The sequence below is a fragment of the Streptomyces sp. NPDC055013 genome, assembly GCF_053608645.1.
The window spans coordinates 35,697-55,114 of sequence record NZ_JBSGVW010000015.1; the positions used below are offsets into that span (position 1 = coordinate 35,697).

General features: G+C 73.3%; 6 protein-coding genes. 4 read left to right on the forward strand and 2 right to left on the reverse strand.

The genetic code is table 11. From position 1 onward, the window contains the following. Positions 1-83 precede the first annotated feature (83 nt). Together ACWGDB_RS20530 and ACWGDB_RS20535 are read left to right on the forward strand one after the other, a co-directional pair. Positions 84-1,634 (forward strand): glycoside hydrolase family 32 protein, encoded by a 1,551-nt coding sequence (locus tag ACWGDB_RS20530; RefSeq protein WP_453823806.1) that lies wholly within the window; start codon positions 84-86, stop codon positions 1,632-1,634. Between the two features lie 104 nt (positions 1,635-1,738). Then, positions 1,739-2,713, forward strand: coding sequence for a TauD/TfdA dioxygenase family protein (locus ACWGDB_RS20535; RefSeq protein ID WP_453823693.1), 975 nt, complete (start codon positions 1,739-1,741; stop codon positions 2,711-2,713). A 27-nt stretch (positions 2,714-2,740) separates the two neighbouring features. Here ACWGDB_RS20535 and ACWGDB_RS20540 read toward each other — a convergent pair whose 3' ends face one another. Further along, positions 2,741-3,619 (reverse strand): alpha/beta fold hydrolase, encoded by an 879-nt coding sequence (locus ACWGDB_RS20540; RefSeq protein ID WP_453823694.1) that lies wholly within the window; start codon positions 3,617-3,619, stop codon positions 2,741-2,743. Between the two features lie 187 nt (positions 3,620-3,806). Here ACWGDB_RS20540 and ACWGDB_RS20545 point away from each other — a divergent pair, with 187 nt between their 5' ends. Continuing rightward, positions 3,807-6,155 (forward strand): BTAD domain-containing putative transcriptional regulator, encoded by a 2,349-nt coding sequence (locus tag ACWGDB_RS20545; protein WP_453823695.1) that lies wholly within the window; start codon positions 3,807-3,809, stop codon positions 6,153-6,155. Between the two features lie 131 nt (positions 6,156-6,286). Beyond that, positions 6,287-18,367 carry an amino acid adenylation domain-containing protein gene (locus ACWGDB_RS20550; protein WP_453823696.1) on the forward strand — a complete coding sequence of 4,027 codons (12,081 nt, stop codon included), beginning with the start codon at positions 6,287-6,289 and terminating at the stop codon, positions 18,365-18,367. Here ACWGDB_RS20550 and ACWGDB_RS20555 read toward each other — a convergent pair. After that, positions 18,312-19,352, reverse strand: a complete 1,041-nt coding sequence (locus tag ACWGDB_RS20555) for an LLM class flavin-dependent oxidoreductase (protein ID WP_453823697.1) — start codon at positions 19,350-19,352, stop codon at positions 18,312-18,314. The two genes, ACWGDB_RS20550 and ACWGDB_RS20555, sit on opposite strands and share 56 nt — an antisense overlap. Positions 19,353-19,418: the final 66 nt, after the last annotated feature.

The following is a 19,418-nucleotide window of genomic DNA, read 5'->3' on the forward strand; positions in this document are numbered from 1 at the left end:
CTTGACCTTTAACGAGTTAGGTCCCACAGTCCTGATCCCACGAGCCACCGTTCTGACGCCTCAGACGAGAGGAACGACGCGTGATGCGAGGGATGTCCAGGAGAGCGCTGCTCGCCGGTTCGGCGGCGGGCGCCTCGGCCGCGCTGCTGCCGACCGCGCCCACAGCGGCCGCCAGGCCCAGGCAGGCGGCGAGCACCTGCGCCAGCTACCGGGCCCAGTACCACTTCACGGTCCCCGACCAGTGGAAGAACGACCCTCAGCGCCCGATCTGGATCGACGGCGAGTATCACTACTACTACCTGTACAACCCGGACTATCTCACCGGGGGAACCACCACCGGCACCGCCTGGCGCCTGGCCACCAGCACCGACCTGGTCTCCTTCACCGACCGCGGGATCGCCGTGCCGAAGGACACCACCCCCAACGGTGACGTCTGGTCCGGCTCGGCGGTGATCGACACGGACGACACGGCGGGCTTCGGCGCGGGCGCGGTGATCGTCCTCGCGACCATGGCGCCGGACGAGGTCACACAGGCGCAGTACCTGTACTACTCGACCGACGGCGGCCGCACGTTCACGCCCCACGGCACCGAGCCTGTCCTGCCCAACCCCGGCGTTCGGGACTTCCGCGACCCCAAGGTGATCCGCGACGAGGAGCGCGGGCGCTGGGTGATGACGCTCGCCGAGAACGACAAGGTGGGCTTCTACCACTCCACCGACCTGAAGTCGTGGAGGTACGTCAGCGGCTTCGTCAAGGGCGGGATCGGCGTCCTGGAGTGCCCGGACCTGTTCCGCATCACCACCGACGACGGCACCGCGAAGTGGGTGCTCGGCGTGAGCGCCAACGGCAAGGGCTCGGGGCTGCCGAACACGTACGCCTACTGGACGGGCTCCTTCGACGGCACCGCCTTCACCGCCGACGCGGCCGACCCGCAGTGGCTCGACCACGGCTGGGACTGGTACGCCGCCGTCACCTTCGACAAGCACCGGAGCGACGGCTCGGTGGACCCGGCCATGCGCTACGCGATCGGCTGGCTCAACAACTGGGACTACGCCAACATCACACCCACCATCGACTGCGACGGCTTCAACGGCACCGACTCGATCGTCCGCGAGATCACCCTGAAGCGGGGATCCGGCGGCACGTACCACCTCGCCTCACAACCGGTCGCCGCCCTGCACGACCACGTCTCCCGCACCGTGAACCTGGGCGACCTGGAGGTCACCGGCACCCGCGTGCTCGACTACCGGGGCACGGCCTACGAGGTGACCTGCGAGATCACCTGGGACCAACTCAAGGGCGCCGGACTCCAGTTGCGCCGTTCACCCGACGGTGCCCGCCATGTCGACGCCGGGATCTACGGCGACTACGCCTTCCTCAACCGTCGCCCCACCGTGAACCCCGACGCCTCCGGCAGATGGCAGGAGAGTCACAGCCCCTTCGACCCGTCCGTCCGCACCGTGCGGCTGCGGATCCTGGTCGACCGTACGTCCGTCGAGATGTTCGTCGACGACGGCCGGTACGTGCACTCGTCGGAGGTCTTCCCGTATCTGATCGACACCGGGCTCGCGCTGTTCACGGTCGACGGCACGGCGGTGTTCCGGAACACGGTGATACGGGAGTTCGCGGTCTGAGGCTCTGTCCAGGCCCTGTCGCCATGCCCGCCGAACACTGTCACGATCTTCCTGGAACCGGCTCGGACCGGAGCCGGCGCGGACGGACGACCGACGGAGCGGGCATGACGACGGACAGGGCCACAGCGGACGGGACGGAGCCGATCGCGGGGATCGAGGTGCGACCGGTCGCCGGGCACATCGGGGCGGAGATCACGGGCGTCGACCTGGCCGGGGAGCCGGACGAGGCCGTGGTCGCCGCGATCCGGGCGGCGGTGCTGCGCTGGAAGGTGGTGTTCTTCCGGGGACAGCGGCTGGACCATGCCGGGCATGTGGCGTTCGCGCGCCGGTTCGGCGAACCGGTCGTCCTGCGCAAGCGGGGAAGCGCGTCTCCGGCGGACTTCCCCGAGATCGAGACGACCGCCGACCGGCTCGAGCTGGGCGGGAAGTTCGGCATGGAGCACGACGAGTGGCTGCGGCGCCGCCGGCACACGCTGCTGCGCGGCTGGCACTGCGACCACGGTGCCCGCATCGACCCGCCCGCCGCGACGATCCTGCGCGCCGAGACCGTACCCCCGTACGGCGGCGACACGACCTGGTCGAACCTGGCGGCCGCGTACGCCGGACTCTCCGGCCCGGTGCGGGAGTTCGTGGACGGGCTGCGGGTCGAGCACCGCCTCGGCGTCGGCTATCAGCCCCGGCCCGGCGACGACGCGTACGTCCGTCACCTGCTGGACCACCAGGTCGCCTCGCTGCATCCGCTGGTCCGCGTCCATCCGGAGACGGGAGAGCGAGTGCTCTACGTCAACGGCTACTACGTCGAGCAGATCGCCGACCTGTCGCGGGCGGAGAGCGCCGCCGTCCTGGAGATGCTGCTGGACCAGGCGACCCGCCCCGAGTACACGGTCCGTTTCCGCTGGGAGCCCGGCAGCGTGGCCTTCTGGGACAACCGGGCCACCATCCACCTCGCCCCCAGCGACAACGCCCACCTCGACTTCCCCCGGACCATGCACCGGGTGATGCTCTCGGGGGATGTGCCGGTCGGGGTGGACGGCAAACCGTCGGAGCCGATCACCGGGACCGAGCGTGGGCGCTGGTAGCCGGCGCCCCCGGTGCGCTCACCGCGCTCAGCGGGCGACCAGGTCGCGCAGTGCCTTCACGATCTCGTCGGGCGCCTCCTCGGCCATGAAGTGACCGCATGTGACCGTGGTGTGCCGCAGATCGGGCGCCCAGGCACGCCACAGCGCGCCGGCGTCGAAGCCCAGGGCGGCGCCCCAGTCCTGCTGGAGCACAGCGACCGGCATCCGGAGCGTGGTTCCGGCCGCCCGGTCGGCCCGGTCGTGCTCGATGTCGACGCCGGCCGAGGCCCGGTAGTCCGCGACGATCGAGGGCACGGCCTCGCGGGAGGCCGCCAGGTAGGCGGCGCGGACCTCGTCCGGCACGGCCCGCCGGTCGGACGTCCAGAGGTCGAGGAAGTGGCCGAAGAAGTCGTCCGGCGCCGCGCCGATCATGCGCTCGGGCAGGCCGGGCGGCTGGGCCATCAGATAGAGGTGGAAGCCGACGGCGGCTCCCACGCCGTGCATCACCTTCCACATGTCGAGCGTCGGCAGCACGTCGAGGCAGGCCAGGTGGGTGACCGTGGCGGGGTGGTCGAGCGCGGCACGGAAGGCCACCAGGGCGCCGCGGTCGTGCCCGGCCAACGCGAAGCGCTCGTGCCCGAGTTCATGGGCCAGGGCCACGATGTCCGCGGCCATGGTCCGCTTCGAGTAGACGGTGCCGTCACTCTCGGCCGGCTTGTCGCTGGCGCCGTAACCGCGCAGGTCCGGACAGATCACGGTGTGGTCGGCGGCGAGGTCGGCGGCCACGTGCCGCCACATCAGGTGCGTCTGCGGGAAGCCGTGCAGCAGGACGACGGGCGGGCCGGAGCCGCCGACGGCCGTGTGCAGGGACACGCCGTCCGCGACGGGGACGCGATGGTGATCGAAGCCGGGGATGACGGGTGGCATGGCTCCGCTCCTTCCGATGTTGGCCGATGGGTGGAGGATCTCTGCGAGGGGTTCTTCCAACAGGGGTTCTTCTGCGAAGGGACCTGTCGGGAGACTCCTCGTGAGGGATCTTGTTCCTCGATCGTCCCTGGGGCGGATGAGCAATGAATGAGCAGCGCCCGGGTGACCGAGGCGGCGGACGGAGGTGATGGCGGACGTGGACCTTGGCTTGGGTTTCGGTGTGCTCGGGTCCGTGACCGCATGGGACGCGGACGGAAACACGATCTCCCTGAAGGGGCCGAGACACCGCTCGGTGCTGGCCCGGCTGATCGTCGCCCGGGGCCGAGTCGTGCCCGTCTCCCTGCTGGCCGACGACCTGTGGACGGACCCGCCCGCCGACGCCGTGGGCGCTCTGCGCACCTTCGTCGCCGCACTGCGCCGCGCCCTCGAACCCGAACGCCCGCCCCGCACTCCGGCCCGGCTGCTGGTCACCGACGGTCCGGGCTACGCCCTGCGCGCCTCGACGAACGCGGTGGACGCCTGGCGTTTCGAGCAGACGCTCGCCGACGCCGTGACGTGGCCGGCCACGGAGGCGACCGTACGGCTGGACGAGGCGCTCGGCTGGTGGCGCGGCCCCGTCTACGCGGAGTTCGCCGACCAGCCGTGGGCCAGGGCCGAGAGCCGCCGCCTGGCCGAGCTGCGCCTGCACGCCGTGGAGCTGCGCGCCGAGGCCCAGCTGACCCTCGGGTCGGCCGACCGGGCGGCCGCGGACCTTCAGGCCCACGCGGCCGAGCATCCCTGGCGCGAGAACGCCTGGCGCCTGCTGGCCCTGGCGCTGTACCGCACGGGGCGGCAGGCCGATGCGCTGGAGGTGCTGCGGCGGGCACGGGGGCTGCTGAGCGAGCAGCTGGGTATCGACCCGGGGCCGGATCTGCGGGCTCTGGAGACGGACATTCTCCGGCAGGCCGCGCACCTCGACCGGAGCGATGGGCTCCGCCAAGCCGAGCACTGGGTCCAGAGCGGGCGTCTCCGCCGGGACGAGCACCTCGACCAGGCTGAAGGCCTTCGCCGGGACGAGTACATCGGTGAGGCCGAGCGCCTTCGTCCAGGTGAGTTCCTCAGCCAGGCATGGCACCGCGATCAGGGCGACTCGCTCCGCCGTGCCGAGTATCCCGACCAGGGTGAGCGCCTTCGTCAGGGCGAGCACCTCAGCCGGGGTGACGACCGTCGCCAGGAGCACCTTGGCGAGGGTGACCCCGGTCGCCAAGCCGAGCACCACGGCCAAGGCAACCCCCCTCGCCCAGCCGCCGACCTCCCCCAGGCCGACCCCGACGCCCACGCGTCCACCCCGGCCACCCGAGTCTGGGAGCAGGTGGCCGCCGCCTACGACCGTGCCGTCGCTCCCGGTGCCCGTGCCCGCCTGGAGTCCTCGGCCGGTCTGCTGCGCAACCTCGCCGTGACCGGAGGCAGCGGGCTGCAGGCTGCCCGGGAGCATCGGGTCGCGGCCATTGCGGCGGCCGAGGAGCTGGGCGACGCCGAGCTGACCGCCCGGGTCATCGGGGCCTACGACGTCCCGGCGATCTGGACCCGCCTCGACGACCCGGAACAGGCGGAACATGTGGTCGCCGCCGCCGAACGCACCCTTGTCGCCCTGCCCGCCGAAGGCCACGAGGCGGCCAAGGCCCGGTTGCTCGCCACCATCGCCCTGGAGTCGCGCGGCACCCCGCATGCCCGTGGCCCGCAGGCCGCCCGCCAGGCCGCGGAGATGGCCCGTCGGCTGGACGATCCGGCGCTGCTGGCGTTCGCCCTCAACGCGGCGTTCATGCAGTGCTTCGACAGCACCGGGCTGGCGTCGCGACGCGACGGGATCGGTGCGGAACTGCTCGCACTCGCCACCCGCCACGGCCTGACCACGTTCGAGATCCTCGGCCACCTGATCCGCCTCCAGGCCCGCAGCGCTTTCGGCGACTTCGACGCGGCGGACCGGCATGCAGCCGCCGCGGACGCGCTGGCCGTACGCCATGAGGCGCCGCTGGTGGGTGTGTTCACCGGCTGGTACGCCGCACTGCGGCTGGCTGCCACAGGCCGGGCACCGGTGACGGAGGTGGAGGCGGCCTACCGGGAGGCGGCCACCCTGCTGCACGGCGCGGGCATGCCGGGCCTCGCCCAAGGCCTGTTGCCGCTCGCGCTGCTGTGCCTGCGCGTGCGGCACGCCCAGCCCCTCCGCTTCGACGACCACACGGACTGGGGCCCCTACGCCCCCTGGGCGCGCCCCTTGGTTCTTATCGACCGGGGCCACCGCCCCGAGGCCGCCGAGGCCCTCCACGCCATGCCCGAACCACCCCACGACCTCCTTCAGGAGGCCCTGTGGTGCCTCACCGCCCGAGCGGCCCTGAGCCTCGGCGACCGGCCTACCCTGGCACGCGCCCACACCGCCCTCACGCCGGCGGCGAACGAACTGGCCGGAGCCGCCAGCGGGTTGCTCACCCTGGGCCCGGTCTCGGCGTTCCTGCAGGACATCACCGCTGCCCTCGGCGGAACCGCCGCCACCAATTGATCATTTCGCCCGGTGAACCGTTCGACGAGACTCCTCGTCGTACAGGTGAATGATCGACAGCGCTCAGCGCGGGTACCGGACCCCGCCGGGCACGTCCACGGGCCTGCCCCGTGCGATGAGGAAGGAAGCGCATGCCGACTCCCGGGCGCCGTACCGCCGACACGCTCCTCGACGTCTTGCTGCACGCCGCCGAGGAGGCCCCCGGGCAGGTCGTCGTCCACGTCCGCGGAGACGGCGGCGAACGCACCGTCTCCTTCGCCGAACTCCGCGACGACGCCCTGCGCGTCGCAGGTGGTCTGCGCGCGGCGGGACTGGAGCCCGGCACACCTGTGCCTCTCCTCGCGGGTCTCGGCGAGGATTTCCAGCCGATGTTCTGGGGAGCGTTGGCGGCGGGACTCGTGCCGGTGCCGCTCGCTCCGGAGCCGCGCCGGGTGGGGCCGGTGTGGGAGTTCCTCGGCAGGCCCGCCGTCGTCGTGGACGCGACCACGGAAGCGCTGCTCGACGAGATCCCGGGGCCCGTGCACGCGCTGCGACTGGGGGAGCTGCGCGAGGCCGGCCCGCTCCGCTCACTGCCCAGGCGCGGGCCACAGGACCTCGCGTTCCTCCAGTTCTCCTCCGGCAGCACCGGCGCCCCGAAGGGCGTGGAGCTCACCCACGAGGCCGTTCTCGCGAACCTCCGGCAGATCCGCACCGCCATGGCGATCACGCCTGACGACGTGGTGGCGAGCTGGATGCCGTACTTCCATGACATGGGCCTGATCGGCACCCACCTCGTCCCCTTGGCGGCGCGCCTGAAGCAGGTACGCCTGGAACCGCTGACCTTCGCCAAGCGCCCGGCCCTCTGGCTGGAGGCGGCGGTCAGGCACCGGGCGACCCTGCTGTCGGCGGCGAACTTCGCGCTGGCGCTGGCGGCACGGCGGGTGCCGGACAGCACCTGGGCCGGACTGGACCTGAGTGCCGTACGCCTGATGCTCGTGGGCGCGGAGCCGATCGCGCCGCGCGTGTGGCGGGAGTTCACCGCGAAGGCGGGCACCGCAGGACTGGACGCCAGGGCCATGCTCCCGGTGTACGGGCTGGCTGAGGCCACGCTCGCGGTGACCGTGCCCCCGCTCGGCGAGACCGCCGTGCCCCTGCGACTGGACCGCGCGGCGCTCAGCCGTGGCCGGGCCGTTCCCGCGGAGCCTGGCCCGGACGCCGTCGAACTGATGGACGTGGGCCGTCCCGTCCCGGACTGCGAGGTCCGTGTCACCGACATTTCCGGCGGGCCGCTCGGCGACCGGCGGATCGGTCACATCGAGGTACGCGGGCCTCAGCTGGCTCGCGGCTATCACCGGGCGCCCGAGGCGAGCGCGGCCGCGTTCGTCGGCGGCTGGCTGCGGACGGGCGACCTCGGCCTCCTGGACGAGGGCCGGCTGTGTGTCACCGGTCGGCACAAGGACGTCGTCTTCGTCGGCGGCCGGACTTTCCACGCCCCCGACCTCGAGGAGACCGCCGCCGCCACCCCGGGACTGCCCGGAGGGACCGTGGCGGCGATCGGGTCCACCGATCCTGACACCGGAGCCGATCGGGTCGTGGTGTTCGTGCATTGGGCACGACCCGCCTTGGCCACGGCCCTTCCCGTGCTCGACGCGGCGGCGGCCCGGGTCCGGGAAGCTCTGGGCCACGACGACGTAAGGGTGTTGCCGCTGCCGCCGGGGGCGTTTCCCCGCACGACGAGCGGCAAGCTGCGGCGCGCCGTGATGCGCGAGCGGTTCGAGGCGGGTGCTTATGCGGAGGTCGAGGGGCGGGTGTCGACGGCGCGGGGCGTCGCCGGTCAGGCCGGCCGGGCTCCGGTGGGCGACGCCAGGCAGGCGCCGACGGATGGGACTCAGGACCAGGAGCGCGGTCCGCAGGGTGGCGCTGGGCCGCACTCGCGACGCGACGTCGAGGAAGCGATCCGGGGGATCTGGGCACGGACGCTGGACCTCTCGCCGGCGGCGATCGACCGCGACGACCGCTTCTTCTCCCTCGGAGGCTCCTCCCTCAAGGCGATGGCCGTGCTCGCCGGGATCGAGGACACGTTCTCCGTCACGGTGGAGCCTCGCGTGCTGCGCGACGATGACACCGTGGCCGCACTGGCTGGGCATGTGCTGGCCCTGCTGTCGGAGGGTGACGGCGCGTCGGGTACGGGCGTGGGGGCGGTCACGGACGACGGTCGGGCGCTGGAGCCGTCGGCCGCGGAGCCGGGGCATCAGCCGGTCGGGGACCCTGCGCGAAACCGCCCGGTGGCGGTGCTCGGCATGGCCTGCCGGTTCCCCGGTGCGGACACGCCGGAGGCCTTCTGGGAACTGCTCGCTTCCGGCCGGGACACGGTCACAGCCGTGCCCGAGGACCGCTGGGAAGGCGAGGGGACGGAGAAGGTCCCGGGCGCTCCCCGCCTCTCCGGCTCCTTCCTCCCCGACCCCGCCGCCTTCGACGCCGCCTGCTTCGGCATGGACGACGAGGAGGCCCGTGCCACCGACCCACAAGCCCGGATCTTCCTGGAACTCGCCCACGAGGCCCTGGAGCGCGCGGGCTACGCGGGGCCGCGCCGGATCGGCCGCAAGGTCGGGGTGTTCGCCGCGGTCGGCGACAGCGGCTACCGCGAGATCCTGGCCGCCGCCACGCACGGCGACCTGGCAGCCCATGCCGGCGCGCTCACCGGCAACCTCCCCAACCTGATCGCCGCCCGCCTCTCCCAGGCACTCGACCTCGACGGCCCCGCCCTGGCGGTGGACACCGCCTGCTCCTCGGCGCTCGTGGCACTCCACCTGGCCCGCCGCAGCCTCCAGAGCGGCGAGTGCGACATCGCCGTCGTCGGGGGCGTCCAACTCGCCCTCACCTCAACCGGCCACCGGCTGCTCGAACGCGCTGGTGCGCTCTCCCCGACGGGCGGTAGCCGCCCCTTCGGCGCCAGCGCGGACGGAATCGTGCCCGGAGAAGGCGGAGCGGCCCTCGTCCTCGCCCGCCTGGACGACGCGCAGCGGACGGGGGATCCGGTCCTCGCCCTGGTGCGCGGCACGGCCGTCAACAACGACGGCCGCTCGCTGAGCCTGCTCGCTCCCAACCCGCGCACCCAGCGCGAGGTCATCACGCAGGCGTACGGCGAGTGCGGCATCGACCCCGAAGCGGTGTCGTACGTCGAGGCGCACGGAACCGGCACTCCGGTCGGCGATCCCGTCGAGGCGCAGTCGCTCGGGCACGCGTTCGCGCCCCGCGCGGACGGGCTGCCCCGCCTGCTCGGCTCGGTCAAGGCGAACATCGGGCACCTGCTGAACGCCGCCGGCATGCCGGGCCTGGTCAAGACAGTCCTGACGCTCCAGCACCGCGAGGTCCCGCCCTCCCCGAACACCACTGCGCCCGCGCCGTACCTGCAACGCGTCGCTCCCGGCTTCGAACTCGTCACCGAGCAGCGGGAATTGCGCGCACCGGGGCCCCTCGTCGCGGGCGTCAACGCCTTCGGCTTCGGCGGCACCAACGCGCACGCCGTTCTGGAGGAGGCGCCCAGGCGGACCAGCTCCGCGAGGCCCTCCGCCGACGGCCCGAACCTGCTGACGCTGTCGGCCCGCAGCGCCGACGCCCTGCGCGCCGCCACCACCGATCTGGCCGCCCATGTCCGCGCGAATCCGGACCGGCACGAGGCGGACATCTGCGCCGCCGTGAACACCGCGCGCGACGACGGTCCCCACCGCCTCGCCGTGGTCGCGGACGGCGACCTCGCGGACCGCCTCGACGCGGCCCGAGCAGCGGACTTCACGGTCGCCCGGTCCCGCCCCCGGACGGTGTTCCTCCTACCGGGCCAGGGCGCACAGCGGCCCGGCCAAGGACGTGCCCTGTACCGATCCTCTCCGGTGTTCCGGGACGTCCTGGACGAGGCCTCCTCACTGACGGGCCCCATACAAGGGCGCTCGCTCGCCGAGTGGTGCCTCGATCCCCGCATGGATCCCGAGGAGTTGGCCAGGACGGAGGTGGCCCAGCCGCTGCTCGTCGCGTTCGGGGTCGGCCTGGCCCGGCAGTTGGCGGAATGGGGCCTGTCGGCCGACGCGGTGGCCGGGCACAGCGTGGGCGAGATCGCGGCGGCGTGTGTCGCCGGTTCGCTGACCCTGGACGAGGCGGTGGGGTTCGCCGCGGAGCGCGGGCGGCTGGTGGGTGAACGGGCCCTCCCCGGAGCCATGGCCGCCGTCAGGGGCGACGAGGACGCCGTCGCCGAGCTCGTCTCCGTATCCGGCGGCTCGCTGAGCGTCGCCGCCGTCAACGGGCCCGATCAGGTGGTGATTTCGGGTGCCGGGGACGCCGTCGACCGTGCCCTCGCCGAACTGAGGAGCCGGGGCGTGGCCGCACGTCGGCTCCGTGTCTCGCACGCCTTCCACTCACCGCTGCTGGAGCCCGTCCTCGAGCCACTCGGGGACGCCGCGAAGGCACTGACGGTCAAGTCGGCGACCGTCCCGATACTGAGCACGGTCACCGGCGACTGGCGACCCGACCTCACGCCCGCCTACTGGCAGGCGCACGCCGTCCGGCCGGTGCGGTTCGGCGCGGCCGTGGCGAGGCTCCTGGAGGAGGGGTACGACACCTTCGTGGAGCTCGGCCCGGGGAACACCCTGGTCGGGGCCGTCCGCGCCGTCGCGCGGGCGCAGGATGCCTCGGACGTCTCGGCATCGACGACAGGGCTCCCCTCAGCCCCGGACCGCGATGCCGCCCCCTCCGGTGCGCGGGCGCTGCTGGAGACGGCGGGCCGACTGTGGTCGCGCGGGGCTGCCCTGAACCGCGTGGCTCTGGACCGGACGACCCGGGCCGGCAACCGTCCTGCGGAGCCGGTGCCGACGTACCCGTTCCAGCGCACCCGCCACTGGCCGCGCAAGCCCGACGCGACGCCCGTGGTGCAGCGCCTCGACTGGAGGGACGCACCGTTCACGTCTGCGGCCGGACCCCGCGTCGTGCGGCTGATCGGCGGTGACCAGGGGCTCGGGCGGGCTCTCGCCGAGAGACTCACCGGCCGTGGAGTGACGGTGCTGGAGGCTGACGGGCCGACCGACGCGGCGGCGGACACCCTGGTGTTGCTGTGCCAGGATGCAGGCGCCGACGGCGAAGGCCCGCAGACCCCGGGCGCGGCCATTTCCGCATTGCGCCAGGCACTCGACCTGCTCTCCACCGACTGCACCCGCCTCCTGCTCGCCACCGAGGACGCGTACGTCACCGGCGTGTCGCAGGAGTCGGCGCGCCCGACGCAGGCACTCCTGCACGGCTTCGCCCTCGCACTCCCGGAGGAACACCCCGGGCTCGCCGCCCGCAGCGTCGACCTGTCCTCCCACGACCCGCTCGACGCCCGGGCGGACGCCCTGGAACGTGAGCTGTATTCCGCCCACGAACCCGGCGCCGAGGGCGCGGTCGCCTGGCGCTCCGGGCGCAGGGTCAGCCGTACACCGGCCCACGTGACGGACGTGTCCGCGGCGCGCGCGGACCTGCCGCCGGATGGTACCTACCTGATCACCGGGGGAGCCGGAGGGCTCGGTTCCGCCCTCGCACGCGACCTCGCGGGCCGCGGCGCATGCGAACTGATCCTGACCGGACGCTCCCGGACCGTCCCCGACGAACTGCTCGCCGATCTCCGTGCCCAGGGCGCCCGGGCCCGGTACCACGCGGCGGATGTCTCCCACGAGGCCGACGTCGACGCGCTGTTCGGCGCGCTGCCCCCGCTGGACGGGGTGTTCCACGCCGCCGGTTCGGTCCGGCCCGGCACCCTCCGCTCCAAGACCGACGCCGAGATCGAGCAGATGCTCGCCGCGAAGGTGCGCGGCACGCTGCTGGTCGCGGAGGCGCTGCGCCGGCACGGCCAGGAACCGGCCGTATGCGTGGCGTTCTCCTCCGTCTCCTCCGTCCTGCCCGGCCTGGCAGGCGCGCTCGGTGACTACGCGGCTGCCAATGCCTTCCTCGACGCCTTCGCCGCCGCCGAGCGCGCGGCGGGCCGGCCCTGGCTGGCGGTCGGGTTCGGGCCGGTGGCGGACGCGGGACTGGCCGCCGGGTCACCGGCCGAGGCGCGGCTGCGCGCCCGCGGACTGACTCCCATGACCATGCGGGCCGCAATTGCGGGACTGCGGACGGCCGTCGCGACCGGTGCCGCGCACTTGCTGGTGAGCCCCGCGCAGCCCCCAGTGGTCGCCGCTGCGGGCCGCGCGCCGACCGAGCCCCGTCCGTCCCGGGCCGACAGCTCGCCTGCCGCCGCCCCTTCGTCGTCGGCCAACGCCGCCGACCCGGCCCGCACCATCGACCTGATACGCAGCCTGCTGGCCCAGGCCTTGCACCGCGCCGCGGAGGACATCGGCGACGATGAGCCGTTCCTCAGCCTCGGGCTGGACTCGCTCACCGCTGTCGACCTCGCCCGCCGCCTGGAGAGGGAACTCGGACTCCCCCTGCCCGCGACCCTGCTCTTCGAGTACCGCACGATCGGCGAACTGACCGCCTACCTCGGCGCACAGAGCCCGCAAGCCTCCCACCCGCCCGTCACCGTGAACCGCGGCCACGACGACACCCCGCACCCCCTCACGCCTCTTCAGCGCGCCTTCCTCACCACCGAGGAGTTGTACGAAGGCATCACCTCCTACGGCTACCTGCGCCAGACCATCCGCGGCCCTCTCGACCCCGCCCTCCTCGGCCGAGCCCTCGCCCAACTCGCCGCCCGCCAGCCCATGTTGCGTCTGCGGATCACGGGAGACGGCACACCGCCACGGCAGCGCGTCACGCCCGTCGAGCCCACCGACCGCGCGCCCCGCTGGTACGAGGTGCACGAGCCGGACGCCGCGCCGTCCCTGTCCGACCTCGAACAGCGGCTGTACAACCGCCCGTTCGACCTGACCGCCGAGGATCCGGTGCGTGCCGTTCTGGTCCGCGACCGCCTGGACGAGCACCTCGCCCACCTTCTGCTGGTCGTGCACCACAGCGCCGCTGACGGCTACAGCCTCAAGGTCCTGTGCGAGGAGCTGTGGGCGCTCTACGCCGCACTCGCCCACGGCCGTCCTCCCGAACTACCCGCCCTGCGCGCTGAGTTCACCGACTACGCAGCCCTGGAAACCGCCAACCGCCGGTCCCCGGCCTTCACCCGGGACGAGCAGTACTGGCGTGACCGCATCGCCGAGCACACAGCGGCGGGTACGCCGATGACGCTGCCCTACGACGGCGACCCGGAAGCCCTCCCGGCGCCGCCGCTCACCCACCACCGGACGACCGTCGGCACCTCGCTCACGGCGGCGCTGCGGGAGGTGGCCGCCCGGCACGAACTCTCCCTCTTCCATCTGCTCCTCGCGGTGTACGGGCGCTGCCTCGCCCGCTGGAGCGGACAGGGGGCCGTCGCCGTGAACGTGGCGCGTGCCCGCCGCGAGGCAGCCCTGCCCGGGATCGAGCGTCTCGTGGGCCCGCTCGCCGACACCCTGCCGGTGCTTGCCACCGTCGACCCTGCCGAACCCGTGACCGTACTGGCCCGGCGGCTGCAGCGGATCTGGCACGAGGCGGAGTCCCACGCGACGCTCGCCAGCCCCGACATCGCCGCGCTGCTGCCCACCACGGGCGCCGCCCCGCGCACGGTCGCCCCGGCCGGGTTCAGCTTTGCCCGCTTCCCGGTGAGCCACGGCCAGGACTGGCCGGTCACCGTGACCCCGACCGCGGCGGCCACCGCCTCCGCCGCGACCAGGCTCGGCCTGCTGTGCTGGGAATCGGACGCGACCCTGCGCCTCTCCTGGAACCACCCCGCGCAGCTCTTCCGGCGTGCGACCGTCGAACGCCTCGCGGGGGAGTACCTGGAGGAACTGCGAGCAGCGGCAGGTCAGTTGATCCCTGCGCAGCGGCACGACAGCGACGCCGGGATCGTCGGCCGGCTGTGCGCACAGTTCCGGGCGACACCCCGGGCCATCGCGGTGGACACCGGCCGTACCACGCTCACCTACGCCGAACTCGACGCCGCCACCGGCGCCCTCGCGGACCGGCTGCGGGCGAGTGGCGTGCGCCCCGGTGACCTGGTCGGCCTGCTCACCGAGCCTGGCCCGGACACGGTCGTCGGCGTCGTGGGCATCCTGCGGGCGGGCGCCGGTTGGGTGCCCATGGACGCGACCCACCCCGTGGCCCGGCTGCGGGACCAGGTGAACCGCACCGAGGTCGGCGCAGTGGTCTGCCACAGCGCGACGCGGGAAGCCGTCGCCGCGCTGGACGGCATCACGCCGGTGGCCGCCGACGCACCGCCGTCGGCCGCGCCGACTCCGAGCGCGCCGCCGCCCACCGACCCGGACGCCACCGCCTACGTCATCTTCACATCGGGTTCCACGGGCCGCCCCAAGGCCGTCCCGATCACGCACCGGTCCATGCTCAACTACCTGGACTGGTCACTGGCCACCTTCGGCTACCGACCCGGAGACCGCCTCGTGCAGACGGCATCCGTCTGCTTCGACGCCTCCGTACGCCAGTTGCTGGCACCGCTGCTCGTCGGCGCCACCGTCCACACCCTGACCCGCGACCTCCTCCGCGACCCCGAGGCACTGCTGGACCGGATCGTCAACGACCGGATCACGGTGTGGAGTTCGGTGCCGACGCTGTGGGAGCGGCTGCTGACCGCCGCCGAGGCCCGAGCGCGGCAGGACGGGACGCCCCCGGACCTGTCGGCGCTGCGCTGGGTCCACGTCGGCGGCGAGGCGCTGCCCGCGGCACACGTACGCCGCTGGTTCGATCTGCTCGACGACTGCGGGGGCCCGGAGCACCGGATCTCCAACCTGTACGGGCCCACCGAGTCCACCATCAACGCCACCTGCCACGTAATCGACACCCGGCCGGCCGACGACGTGCGGCAGTTGCCCATCGGCCGGCCGGTCGCGGGGACGGAACTGGCCGTCATCACCGAGGACGGCCGTCCGTGCGCCCCCGGTGAGGCCGGTGAACTGCTCATCTCCGGAACAGGTCTGACAGCCGGATACCTCGGCGAGCCGCAGCTCACCGCGCGGGCCTTCGTCGAGCGCGAGGGACGCCGCTGGTACCGCAGCGGCGACCGGGTCCGCCGGACCGCGGACGGGGTGCTGGAGTTCCTCGGCCGTCTCGACGACCAGGTCAAGGTCCGCGGCCACCGTGTGGAACTCGGCGAGGTCGAGGCCGCGCTGCTCGCCCACCCGGACATCGCCCGCGCGGCCGTGCTGCTGCGCGACGGACGCCTGGTGGCGTACCTCGAACCCCGGTCCGGCACGGCCGAGCCGGACCCGCGCGAGGTGCGCGCGTTCCTTTCCCGTGTCCTGCCGCCGTACATGCTGCCCGGACGCATCCGCACGTTCCCCCTGATGCCCCTGACCGGCACCGGCAAGGTCGACCGCAACCGGCTGGCGGGCGAGCGCGAGGGGACGACCGGCACGGATGCCTCCGGCGTGGTCGACGATCACGGTGCGGAGCCCGGAACCCCACTCGCCACCCCGACCGAGCACACCGTTGCGCGCATCTGGTCGGCCCTGCTGGACGTACCGGAGGTGAGCCGCGAGGACGACTTCTTCGAACTCGGCGGCGACTCCATCATGGTGCTGGAGCTCTTCGCCCGCCTGCGCGAGCAACTCCCCGCGGTTCCGCGGCCGACGACGGTATACACCCACCGCACGCTGAGCGCACTCGCGGCGGCTCTCGATGCCGCAGCCGACACTCACGTCCCCGATCCCTCGCCCGAATCGGCGCCCCACTCCACGGCCCCGCAGCTCGCCGGCCCCTATCCCCTCACGCCGTCCCAGCGCGGATTCCTGCTCGCCGAGGCCATCGACCCGGGGGCGGGCTCCGGCTGGCTCGCCCGGTTCCGGGTGCGCGGGCCGCTGCGCCACGACGTCTTCCAGCAGGCCGTCGACGTGCTGGTCGCCCGGCATCCGATGCTGCGGACCGTCTTCCCCGCGGGCGCCCGTCCGCCGGTTCAGCAGGAATTGCCGGACTCGTTGCGCCTGCCCGTGGAGACGGAGACCCTCGCGGACGCCGACCTGCTGGAGCAGCGGATCGAGGAGGAGGCCCGGCGCCGACTGGAGCCCTGGGCCTGGCCGTTGCTGCGCCTGCGGCTGTTCAGCGTGGCACCCGTTGAGCACGTGCTCGTCGTCCACGCACACCACCTCATCGGCGACGGCTTCAGTGCCGCGCTCCTCGCCCGGGAACTGCTCACCGTCTACGACCGCCTCGACCGCGGTCTCCCGCACGGCCTGCCACCGCTCGACGGCACCTTCCGCGACCACGTGGCCCTGTCCGCCGCCCGCCCGCGACCGGACGGACCCGAGGCCGAGGAGTACCGCACCCGCCTCCGCGCGCCCTACACACCGCCCGCACTGCGCCGACCGGCCACCCAGGAGACCTTCGACACCGAACCGGCCTTCCACACCACGGGTTTCACCCTGGACGCCGCCATGACCGGGGAACTGCGCCGACTCGCCCGAGCGGCACACCGCACCCTGTACGCGCCGCTGCTCACCGCGTACTACCGTGCCCTCGCCGAACTCACCGGACAGCGCGACCTGATGCTCGGCCTCGCCGTCACCGGACGCGAGGAGTCCACGCCGGACGCACACCGGTTGTTCGGCCCGTTCGCGGAAGCGGTGCCGCTGCGCCCGGCACCCGCCGGAGGCACTGAAGTCGACCGACCGGCCTTCGCCGACGACTTGCGGCGACTTGTCGCGGAGACGGACCTGGCCAGGGCCGAAGGACCCAGCGACGTGCGCACGGCGACCGGACTGCCGTGCCACGCCCAGTTCTTCTTCACCTTCCTCGACTTCACTTCGCTCGGCACCGAGCAGGCCGGTGCCGGTCTGGCCCTGCACGCCGACGAGTCCGACACCTCCCTCGCCCCGCCGCCGATGGGCACCGATGTGTTCCTCGCCGTGCGGCCGGTGCCGGACCGCGAAGGCCTGCGCATCACCGTGCGGGCCTCGGCGGCGGCCCTCACGCCGGGCGAAGTCACCGGGTTCGCGGAGGAGATGCGGAAGCAGATGCGCGAGGCGCTGAGCGACACCGACCCCGCCCGCGCGGGCCGCCGCCGGCGCCCCCACCTCGACGCCGCGCTCGTCGGTTACCTGCCCGCGCCCCACCACCTCGCCGCCCTCGCCGGTCTGCCGTACGACAGCCCCGGCCTCGGTCGCGAGGAGATCCGGGCGCTTCTGTTCCCGGACGGCCGGGCCCGCTTGCTGGAGGAGACCGGCACCCCGCTGGGGAACTCCGGCTTCGTCGCCCTCCCGCTCTTCGCCGACGAACTGGCCCCGGCCGGAGACCTGGCGGCCCGCACCGCCCGCGCCGTCGAGCACGCCGCCTCACTCGGCGCCCGCTGCGTCTCGCTCGCGGGCATGATCCCGTCGCTCACCGGCTACGGCTACGACGTCCTGCGGGAGACCACGACCGGCGCGGAGATCACCACCGGACACGCGTCGACGACCGTCGCCGTGGTCAAGACCGTCCACTCCGCTCTCGCGGCGACCGACCGTCGCCTCGACGATCTCTCCCTCGCCGTCGTCGGATGCGGCTCGATCGGCACCTCGTCCCTACGACTGCTGCTCGCGACGGCATCCGGCCCACCGGCCCGCCTGCTGCTGTGCGACCTGCCCGGCAGCGCCCCGCGACTCGAACGGCTGGCGGCGGACCTGGCGTCCGAGTGTCCGCCTGCGGCGATGCCGGTCCAGGTCGTGGAGTCCGGGCTGTCGCTGCCCGCGGAGGTCTACGAGGCCGCCGTGATCGTCACCGCCGTCAGCGGGGCGTCGACCCTGCTGGACGTCGACCGGCTCCGCCCCGGCACGATCGTGGTCGACGACTCCTTCCCGCACTGCTTCGACACCCGGAGGGCACTGGACCGGATGAGCAGGCACCAGGACGTGCTGGTCGTGGGCGGCGGCCTGCTGGCCCTCGACACCACAAGGACGCGGCTCAGCCAGGACCTGCCGGCTATGGCGAGCGCGGGCTTCGCCCTGCGGCCCGGGATTCCGGCGACCATGGCCTCATGCCGGCTGGAGTCGCTGCTGCACTCCCACCTCAGGGCCGCCGGCCGGCCCGGGAGCGACCTGCCACTGACCCACGGTCTTGTCGACCTGCCCCGTGCACTGGCCCACTGGGACGCGGCGGAGGCCGCCGGTATCCGGGCCGCCCCGCTTCACCTGCTCGACCGGGTCATCGTCCCGGGCGCCACCCCAGCGCCGGCCCGAGCCGGCCGGCGAGGTCGGTGAGGATCTGCACGTAGTCCTCGTGCTCGAAGGTGAAGGGCAGCGCGAACGCCACCTCGTCCACCTCGCGGAACGCGGCGTGGGCGTGGAGGCGTTCGGCGATCTCCGCCGAGGTGCCGACGATGTCCGGAGCGAACAGCAGGCGGGCCGGACCCTGCGGTGACGCGGTGCGCGGGGTGCGCTGCGCGACGTACTCCTCGTACCGCGCGCGCTGCTTCGGCGTCGCGGAGTCGGTGGGGATGACGACGAGGCCCTGGGAGACGCGGGCGCCGTCGCCGTCGGGGTGGTGGGAACGGAAGGCGCGTATGTGAGAGAGCTGGATCTCCGCGAAGTCCGGTGGCGTCGACGACGCGTCCTCGCGGCCCTCCACCTTGACGACGCTGCTGGTCAGGAAGTTCATCCCGTGCTCGCCGGCCCACCGCGCCGAACTCAGGCTGCCGCCGCCGTACCACAGACGGCCGCCCAGGCCGGGCGAGTGCGGCTGCACCCGGTCGGAGAACACTTCGAAACCCTCGTACCCGCTGAAGTCCGTGGCCGGCTTGCCCCGGACGAAGTCCAGCAACCGTCGCACCCGCTCGTACCCGAAGTCCTCGGCGTCGGCCGTGTCCGGGTGGAGGGCCTCCTTGACCCGGTCGTAGTGCATCGGCGGGCCCACGCTCACGCCCGGGTTGAGGCGGCCGCCGGACAGAAGGTCGACCGTCGCCAGGTCCTCCGCCAGCCGCAGCGGGTTCTCCCAGCCGAGCGGGATGACCGCGGTGCCGAGTTCGATGCGGCTGGTGCGCTGCGAGGCCGCCGCCAGAACGGCGACGGGGGAGGAGATGCCGTACTGGAGATGACGGTGGCGGAGCCACGCGCTGTCGAAACCGAGTCGCTCGCCCAGCTCGATGATCTCCAGCGTGGACTCGTGGCCCCGGCGTGGATCCGCCTCGTCGAAGAGCCCGATGGTGAGGAAGCCCAGCTTGCGCAGCGGGCGTGCGGTCGACGGCATGAGCCCCTCCATCATTGAACCTTCAATGGCATATGGCACTGCCAACTCGATCAACGCCCGCGGTGT